General features: G+C 59.9%; 4 protein-coding genes and 2 pseudogenes. 1 reads left to right on the forward strand and 5 read right to left on the reverse strand.

Going from position 1 to position 9,182, the window contains the following annotated elements; all coding sequences use genetic code 11:
- The 5 genes and pseudogenes from GHO25_RS24580 to GHO25_RS24600 all read right to left on the reverse strand — a co-directional run.
- Window positions 1-817 (reverse strand): annotated as a pseudogene (locus tag GHO25_RS24580) (cobalt-precorrin 5A hydrolase); the annotation flags it as partial.
- On the reverse strand, window positions 814-1,545 hold the full coding sequence (locus GHO25_RS24585) for a precorrin-2 C(20)-methyltransferase (RefSeq protein WP_048366521.1): 732 nt from the start codon (window positions 1,543-1,545) through the stop codon (window positions 814-816). The gene GHO25_RS24585 and the pseudogene GHO25_RS24580, both read right to left, overlap by 4 nt.
- Window positions 1,545-2,171 (reverse strand): precorrin-8X methylmutase, encoded by a 627-nt coding sequence (locus tag GHO25_RS24590; RefSeq protein ID WP_048366522.1) that lies wholly within the window; start codon window positions 2,169-2,171, stop codon window positions 1,545-1,547. The genes GHO25_RS24585 and GHO25_RS24590 overlap by 1 nt, the downstream gene beginning before the upstream one ends.
- Window positions 2,164-3,495: a precorrin-3B synthase gene (cobG, locus tag GHO25_RS24595; protein ID WP_323368942.1), complete on the reverse strand. Its 1,332-nt coding sequence runs from the start codon at window positions 3,493-3,495 to the stop codon at window positions 2,164-2,166. Before cobG ends, GHO25_RS24590 begins: the two co-directional genes overlap by 8 nt.
- Window positions 3,496-3,585: 90 nt before the next feature.
- Entirely contained in the window at window positions 3,586-8,841 is a 5,256-nt protein-coding gene (locus GHO25_RS24600) for a dermonecrotic toxin domain-containing protein (RefSeq protein WP_153393064.1), read from the reverse strand.
- A gap of 168 nt (window positions 8,842-9,009) precedes the next feature.
- Here GHO25_RS24600 and GHO25_RS24605 point away from each other — a divergent pair.
- Window positions 9,010-9,182: pseudogene (locus GHO25_RS24605) on the forward strand (cobalamin biosynthesis bifunctional protein CbiET); the annotation flags it as partial.

Consider the following 9,182-nt stretch of genomic DNA (forward strand, 5'->3'; position numbering starts at 1 on the left):
CGACGGGCTCATCCGCGCTGACAAAACGCAGCGGCACCGCCAGTTCGCGGGCCGCCTCGCGCAGCCCGGCACTGGCCATCATCCGGTCATCGGCCACCACGCAGGCCAGCGATTGCCAGGCCAATTTCGCCTCATGCAACGCGTCGCGCAGAACCTGCGCCGACACTTCCTGCGTGACTTTAAGCAGGACGCTACGCGGGTAGATCAGCAGCTCGTTGGCAGACGGCTCACGCTCGGCATGGCCCACGTGAATCGCCAGACGCGCTTGCTGGTCTTCGGGCAATTGCGCCTGTGCCAGCCAGGGCGCCTCGCCTTCAATGCGCACCGGCTCACCAGCCAGCAAATCCGAAACAAAGCGTTTGCCCAGCTCCAGATCGCCCAAGGCATAGCCACTGGGCGGGTTCAGCAAGCAGGTGCCAAACCGCAGCTCACCGCTGGTGGTGATGGCAGGCGCCACCCCCAAACCCGCCGCAAGAGTACGCGCCAAGTCATTCACGCCACCCAGCCCGCCCAGCAACGGCACCACCGCGCTGGCGTCTTCGGCAACCGCCAGCACCGGCGGCTCGGCACCTTTTTCCAGCAACAAGGCCGCGAGGGTGCGGATCACGATGCCTGCCGCGCAGAGCGCAATAATCGGCGTGTCCTGCTGATATAACTGACGCAGGTTGGCACCAAAATCGCTGTAAGTACGATCCGCACCGTCAACGCGATCCACCAGGCCATGGATCACGGCCTGTGGATAAAGCTGCTGGATGCGTCGCGCCGTGGCCAGGCTGCCATTGCCCAAAATCACAATGGCCGGGGCTGGGCGACTCATCCTTGCCACCGTTCGCCGGGCACGATGATCAACGAGAAATAAGGCGAAGACATCGGGTCTACGTCATTGAGCGGGACGATTTTCTGATTGCTCATGGTCGCGCGCTCAACGTACAGCGCACGGTCAGCCAGGCCCAGCTCGGCCAGTACTTCGCGCACTTTATGAAAGTTGCGGCCCAACTTCATGATCACCGCCGCATCGGCATCGGCCAGGCGACGCTTGAGATCATCGTGGGGCAGCACGCCCGACAACACCGACAGGCTCTGGTTGCGGTACACCAACGGCACGCCCAGCACCGACGCGCCACCCAGCATCGAGCACACGCCCGGCACTACCTGGGCTTCAAAACGCTCAGCCAGGCGATCATGCAGGTACATGTAAGAGCCGTAGAAAAACGGGTCGCCTTCGCAGATCACCGCCACGTCACGGCCAGCCTGCAGGTGCTCGGCCACTTCTTCGGCGGCCTGGTCATAGAAGTCGCTGATGATCTGCTCATACGACAGCGGCTCGGGCAGCACTTCGGTGGTCACCGGGTACACCAGCGGCATTTGCGTTTGCGCCGCTTGCAGGTGGGCTTCGATGATGCCGAACGCGTTGCCTTTTTTGCCTTTGGCCACAAAGTACGCCACCACCGGCGACTCGCGCAGCAAGCGCAAGGCTTTAACCGTAATCAACTCGGGATCGCCAGGGCCCACACCCAAACCGATCAAACGTCCTGGTTGCGCCATTATTCGATCTCCGTTGCCAAGGCGTTAACGGCAGCAGCGGCCATCGCGCTGCCGCCACGACGGCCCTGCATCACCACGAACGGTATGCCACGGCTGTCTGCGGCGAGCATGGCCTTGGATTCGGCGGCACCGACAAAGCCCACCGGGAAACCAAGGATCAGCGCAGGCTTCGGTGCCCCGGCATCGATCATTTCCAGCAGGTAAAACAGCGCGGTCGGCGCGTTGCCAATCACCACCACACTGCCTTCCAGGTACGGGCGCCACAGTTCCAGGGCGACAGCAGAGCGGGTGTTGCCCGCCTCGCGGGCCATCTCGGCAACGCCGTCTTCTTTGAGGGTGCAGATCACTGCGTTGTTGGCCGGCAAACGCGTGCGCGTCACCCCCTCCAGCACCATGCGTGCATCACACAGGATCGGCGCGCCAGCGGCCAGCGCATCGCGCCCGGCTTTGCCGGCACCCGGCGAGAAGCACAGGTCTTCGACGGCATCGACCATCCCGCATGCATGAATCACCCGAACGGCCAGTTTTTCAAGGTCCGCCGGGATGTGCTCAAGGTTGGCCTCGGCGCGAATAATGGCGAACGAATTGCGATAGATCTCTTGACCGTCGCGGATGTAATCAATCATCGGTGTTGCTCCGTTGGCGGGCTTCAAGCCAAGCACCCGCCGCTTCAATAGTAAGATTGCGTTCGCGCAGAACACCGAAACCGGCATGCTCTGGTGCGCGTAAATAAAGGTCGTAATGACCGGGCGCCACGGCCAGCAAGGTGACCGGCGCCACATGGGCCGCCGCACAGGCGCGCTGGCAGCCCGTCAGGTGAATCGTCTGCGGCTGTGACAACAGCGTCGCGAGGTGCCGTGCATCCGCTTTGGTGTCCGCCAGCCCCTTGGCACAAGCGCTGGAGCCGGTACAGGCAATCAGGTGGGCCAGCGGGTCTTGCGCTTCGCAGAGCAGGCCCAATGCGTGCAAGTGCTGGGTTAGCAACGGCGCGTCCTCGGCCCGCACATCTGGCAGCAACACGCTTTGCCAAGGGGTAAAGCGCAAAGTGCCATTGCCATACTCGCTGGCCAGTTGCGCCAGGCCGTTGAGCATCGCGGCATCCAGTCGCCCCAGCACCAGCGCGGCGCCTACATGGACACGCCCGCGCTCACGCTGTGGATAAGTGCCGATCGGGCTTTGCAGCACCGGCCGGTCACGCCGCCAGTCTGTTAGCGGGGCAATGGGTACCGGCATGCGCAACGCGAGTTGCTCAACAAAATCAGCCGCCGAGAGGTCTTTTAACAGATGACGCATGCGTGTCTGCTCAGGGCGCGCCATGTCCAGAAACAGCGTGAGCACAGCCATCACCAGCTCATGTCCGTGCTCCAGAGGCACCGCCCCCAGTGGCGCATCGTGCGCCGGGCAACCCGCCAGGCCAAACGCCAGCAGGGTTTGGCCGTTGCACACGAACGCCGACAGCCACAGATCATGGTGATGTTCCAGCATCGCCAAGGCTTCCGCGCCATCCAGTTGCACGGCAAATTTGGCCGACAATTCGGCAAAACGCGGGGTGCTCTCAAGGCTGGCCAGAATCTGTCGCGCCAAAGGCCAGGTGTCGATGGTTTGATACGGGTCGATCCCGGCCGTCGGGCTGAGCATCAGGTTACGCACATCGTCACTGGCCGCATTGGCAGGCCCAAGCCCCGCCGCCAGCAAGGGCTCAATCAGCGCGGCATGCTCAGTACCAACCCCGCGAATTTGCAGGTTGCTGCGATTGGTGGCTTCAATCACGCCACTGGCATAGCGCTGCGCCACGTCGGCCACGGCGCGCGCCTGTTGCGCAGTGATCACGCCGCCCGCCAGTTTGACCCGGCAGATCCCGCCGTCCATCGCCTGGACGATGCGCAACAACCCCGGGCACCCGGTCGGGCGTACAGGAGACGTCGCTGAGAGTTCAGATGGCAGGGGCACGTGTCGGTCCAGAGCAGGCAATGCGCTATTGCAGGTCGCGCATTATGCCTGCTTTGGGCAACCGCATGAAAAGCTTGCCGGACGGAATGCCTAGACCGACTTGCTCATCTCAGGCACAACCGGCTGCACACGCCCCAATCGAGTGATCAACAGCACCACCGTGTCGGCATTGGCCAGCATCAACTCGACCCGTTTGACCGGGTCATCGGTAAAGATCGACCGCGCTTCAGCCAAGGTCTGCACCCCGGTAATCGCCTTGACCTTGGCCTTGCCCGGATTGCTCGGAATATCCGCCCAGGTGTGCCTCTCGACATCAAATTGCTGAAACAGATACTCAGGCTGCAAGTGAGGTGAGTGGCACTCCTGAATAATTTGGTTAAACGCTTTGAGCTGATTGCCAAACTCGGTGGTGTCATCCAACAGATCGTCGTAAGGAAAACCGGGGTTCAGGTAGTTGATGTCTTCAGTATTTAGCACCCCATGGCTGACTTCGTGCAGCAGAAAAGACGCGCGGTAATGCGCATTGACGGCAAACGGCGGGTCGGTGGGTTTGAGGTACGGATGGCTTAAGGCTTGAGGCGTGTCGAACAGCGTGGTGAAAAAACGCTCACTCAGGAACAAGCGCTTGTCGGTGTCCCAGCGATGAATCCAGGCCACCGCCTTGTCGTTGAAACGCGAGCGGCACACCACATAGCGGCGGGAGGTCAGTGGCGACAAGTCAGGGTGCAGAAACCGCGTCAACATCGGTTCTATGGTGTGATTCAGCCGATCCAGCAGATGCGGTTCAAGGCTGGGCACATCAAAAAACTCTTTGATCAACTCGCGATGCGCGGCATTGCCGGCACCAGGTTCGTTCAATGTGTGCAGGGCATTCTGGCAACGCTCAAGATAAGTGACGGCTTGCCCATGGGCGTCGCGGATCGCCAGGGCTTTATCCGGGAACTGACGCTGGATGCTGCCCATGCCCGTTGCCTGGATCTCATGGGTGATGCGATCGGCCAACGCCGCCGTGGTCGACATGACCGGCCCGCCACCGAGCAGCGGCTCATTGGGATCCAGCTCCCAGAGCTTGCGCGCATTGAGCTTAATCAGAGGGCCATCACGCCCCTCGCCAATATCAATACGCCAACGATTGCGCCACGCCTGCACCCGAAACAGGCAGCCATCCAGATGCACATAGTGCAACTTCGTCTGCGGGTGGCTGAACAATTGCGTCTGCGGCTCTGTGCGCAAATCCAGCAACGTCACGTCATGCACCTGAAAGGGTTCCAGCCCGGCACGTTGCTGTGCTGTCAGGCGAACCGGTTCGACGACTGGTTCAACTGGCGCATGGCTGGCCGATGACGGGCGTGACACGCCATAACCACTGGCACACAGCAAGAGCATGGTTGCGAACTCGGCCACGGATTCGCCCCAATCCCCTTTTTTTGCGGCTTCGACCCCTTGCGACAACCAGCCCAGTGACTGCCAGACCACCAACGGAATATTGAGCCTGGCGGGCAGGAACATCAGTGCGCTGGTGATAACAAGCGACATCAAATACTTGAACGCCTCCCAGTCTGCCTGCGCAGTGGTTTCAGTTTGCGCCGCAGCCATTGTTAGCAATGCTTCGTAGTTGTCCTTGTACATCACCCTGAAGAGATTGCCGGCAATCGGGGTTCTGGCCAGAGTCGGCGGCAAGGCCTTGAGCAACAGCCAGTTCAGCGAAGAGTCCCCATAACGCGCCAGATGCGGCTCGACAAAGCCGCCATGGTCATAGACTTTGCGGGTATAGGGCGCGATGCGTTGCAGTATGTCGGCCTGAAGCTCTGTATTGACGCCCAGATCCGCGAGCAAGGCCGCGTCATTGGCGTAGGCCTTGAAGGTAAAGCGCTCGCTGTAGGTGATCCAGAGAACTTGTGGGCCTGACTTTGGCTCCACCGGGCCAATGATATAGACGCCCCTGACTCGATCCGGGTCGGCGCCGGGCTCTTCGATCAATTCAAAGGGCCGCACGGTGATGTATACCTGGTCCAGAGCCTCACGCGCCGCGCCGTCAGGCATGCTGATGACATGGCAAATGTAGCGGTAGGCGGTTTCAAACTCCGGGTCCTGCAGTTTTTGTCGCATGGCCTGCTCCAGCATCTGCACGGCCAGTTGTTCGGCAAACTGCTGCTGACGCAGGGCAACACCCTCCCGGCCAGGCGCCAGCATGGTTTTTATAAGGTCTTGATAATGTGTGCCAAGGTCCAGTTCCCGCACCAAGCGGCGCACATAGAGCGCATTCAAAGCGACGGGCAGCGCGCCGCCCTCTCGCAACCGCACAAACATCACACCCTGGTTAATGCGATGCAGCCCGTTCAAGGCGAACTGAGTGAGTGACTGCACACTGTGCGTGGTCGCAGCAGGTAGAAATGACGGCGTGCTGCCGACCGGTACGGGGCCCGCGAGGTACGTGTCGATGGCAATCTCAATAGCCTCGGGGTTCAGGTTGGCGCCCGGAAAATCCAGATCCAGACGCGCCGTCAGCAATGCATTGGAATACACCGACAATTGCGGGATGTTGTGCAGATAACTCTGCACGGCCTCTGTGCTGTGCTGATAACGCTGCAGAACGTCGGCATAGGCCTTCTGATCGACGGCGCTGGCAGACTTCAACCACTCAGGCAGCGAAGCCTTGAACCATTGCAGGCGCGCCATTTCACTGACACGCGCCACTTGCACGCCTGCCCTGCCAGCCACCAGCAGGCTCTTGAAACTGTTTTCAAATCCCTGACCAGAAAATGGCGTTTTCACAGCAAGGCTGCACACATGTCGGGTATCGGCCAGCAACTGGTTGATCACCGTGTTCTGGCTCTGACGAGCGAAGTCCTCCTCAAAGCGCTCGAAGTAAAACCAGCCATTTTGCCCGGCCGGTTGCCACTGTGGCGTGCCCTCCAGATAACGAATAACCCGCGCCTGATCGGAGGCATTCACATGCGTCAGTAGCCCCCAACGCAAGCCCTTGTCCATCAGGCGGGCTTCGAGCATAGCCTTGCACGCATCCACTGAGGCAAAACCTTCAAAGCCCAAAGTCGGGCTCCAGAACACGGCACGCCCTGCAGCGTCTGACTCCAGGCCACCACGCTGGGTAAACAGTAAGCAGTTGGTGATGTCCAGCGCGCTTGCAACCCCTTCGAACGACGCGGTCAGCGCAAACACATCCGGCACAAATTGATCCAGCGCCGGGCGCTGATCACTGATCGGGTAACCCAATACCACGCCAAGCACAGCCCGTTCAGTGGCTTGAAGATGGTTTTCCAGACTCAGCAGGCGTAATTCAGCCCGCAACATGACCATTCTTATGGTGCTGAGCCTGTCTACCAGCGCATCCGGACTCTGCTCTGGATACGGGGCGTGAAAAAAAGCCCACTGGCGCTGCACCATGAGTTGCACAAATGACGGCGACGCTTGTTCCAGCAGCGTCAGCAGCTTGGTTGCGGCCAATCGCCGGGTCGGTTTGAGCTCTCCGTTAGCTAACGGCTGCATGAAGACTTGAATCAGATCCGGGTTCTGCGGCAACGGCTGATAACCTGTCACCCGCTCCAACAGCGCCTCGACCAGCGACAGTGAGCGAACGGGTACAACGCCCGGCTGCGGCGCTTGATCAAACACTTGAACCACAAGCCGGTGCACATCCGAGGGGGCATGACCATGGGAAACCAGCAGCGTTTGCAGGCGAGCCGTTGCAACGGCCCAAACGGTAGGCCAATCACGTAACAGCTCATCCACCTGGGCTTCTAGTCTGGGCAGCTTCACACTCAACAGATCAGCCTGGCCACCCTTGCTGCGCGGGGTAAGGGTCAACTCATGTGCGTGACGCATGAAGCGGCTGCTCCAGCGCTCCGGTGGGCTCAGCGCCAAGAGCCCCTGATCAATCAGCTCGCGTACATCCAGCGCATGATCGACCCCCGCCAGGGCAATACGCCGGGCTTTGAACTCCTTCAACAAGAAGTCGACATCGCTGGCCTGCTTCTTGTGAATGGCCTGCACACAAAAGCCGAATACATCCGCGTCAATGTTTTCGACACTCAGGCGCAACTCCTGCATACCAGCGAGCAACGCTTGCTGGTCCAGCGCGGCATAACGGGCAATGGAGTCATACAAGGCGGGGGCTCTCAACGGCGACAATATCGCGTCTTTAAGCCGGGCACGTGTTTCAAACTGCTGGAGGCCTTCAGCCCCGCCAAATAAAAAAACGGGTGAATTCAGCCCCGGGAAAAAGATGCAGAACACACCGGACAAGCCGACCTCGCCCTTGTCGGGGTCAAACACAGCCAACCGCGCAACCTGTGCCTGCACGTCCTTAAAGGTGCCTGAAAGCACGTGCTGCAACTGAGCAAATTGCGCTGCCGTCACCTTCTGCTCATGCAGGGCTTGCACCGTCTGCTGATAAAACATATCGGCCTGGCGAGCAACGCAATAGTCATACAGCGCACGTCGCGGCAGCGACGCTGGCTGCCATGTACGGTTTAAAGAACGCTGCATGCTGCCTGCCAAATCCTCAGTGGCCTGCTTCAGTGCACGCTCAAAGCCTTGCTCTATTTCGCTGTAACTGAGTGATGCTATCGCCGCTGGCAGGCCCAGGTATTCACGGCGGTAGTGCGCCGCAAAGCCTCCTTGCAGGTAGTAATCCAGCGCTATCGTACTCAGGCTCGCGGTAGTCACATCGCCCTCAGTCAACGCACTGCTCCCCAACCGAGTGCTACGTACCTGAAGCTTCAAGACTTCAAAATGAGGTCCGCGAAATTGGTTACTCACCGCGTAAGACACGTTGCCATCAAGCACCGAACGAAGTGTCGGCAGCTCCACAAGCGCTTGCAGCGTTTGCTCCTGACAATTGCGCAAAAAGCTCTCTATGGCTTGGCTGACACCGGTCATGACAAGTCCCGACACTTGCCGTGTAACCAGCGAAAAATAGCCTGCTTGGGTTAAATAGGGACGCACATCGACGGGACAAAATCGCAGCAGCTCGTCGTTTTCTTGGGGGCTGTCCAACAGCAGCTGCAATGCGGTACGCAACGCGCTTTTGGTGGCGAAGCGCTCAAACCTGCCGAGCGCGGTGAATAAAAACACAGCCGACGCCGGCGCCAGGTCCAGCCTGAGAATCAGCCCGGCAACCCAGTGCACCGGGCGGTAATGATCGCGGGACACAATCGGGTAAAACGCATAAACCGCTCTGGCGCCAGTTTCGTCTTGAAGCAGCGAGCCCAGTCGCTCTTTTTCGTCGGCATTGATAATGCCTTTGGTCTGGGCGAGGTCGAGGCTTTTGAGGTACGTGTCGTGCAGCGCTTGCGGGGCATAAAAAGGCAAAGAAGGGGTGCTCATGGTTAAGCTCGCAATAGGGATAGGCATATCCCTGAACGCTACGCTGCCCACAGTGTTGCAAGGCACTACTTAGTTAGGGGGCCAAGGCGCGCTATCATGCGGCCTGTATCCGCAGGCCTTTTGCCCTGATCCCGGATGAACGAACCGCTGTTTGAAATGAGGATTGGCATGTCGCCCTGGCTAACAGTTGTGGGAATCGGTGAAGACGGCTTCAGCGGTCTGGGCAAAAATGCGCGCCGGGCCTTGCTGAGTGCTGCTCAAGTGTTTGGCGGCCAGCGTCAGCTCGACCTGCTGCCCGCGTGCATCCGCGCCGAGCGCCTGACGTGGCCGAGCCCGTTTTC

This window comes from Pseudomonas sp. FSL R10-1350, assembly GCF_009600525.1.
Classification (GTDB): domain Bacteria; phylum Pseudomonadota; class Gammaproteobacteria; order Pseudomonadales; family Pseudomonadaceae; genus Aquipseudomonas; species Aquipseudomonas helleri.

Coding starts and splice junctions, on each gene's coding strand:
- GHO25_RS24590 (WP_048366522.1), bottom strand. CDS start 2,171: ATGATTGATTACATCCGCGACGGTCAAGAGATCTATCGCAATTCGTTC.
- GHO25_RS24585 (WP_048366521.1), bottom strand. CDS start 1,545: ATGGCGCAACCAGGACGTTTGATCGGTTTGGGTGTGGGCCCTGGCGAT.
- GHO25_RS24600 (WP_153393064.1), bottom strand. CDS start 8,841: ATGAGCACCCCTTCTTTGCCTTTTTATGCCCCGCAAGCGCTGCACGAC.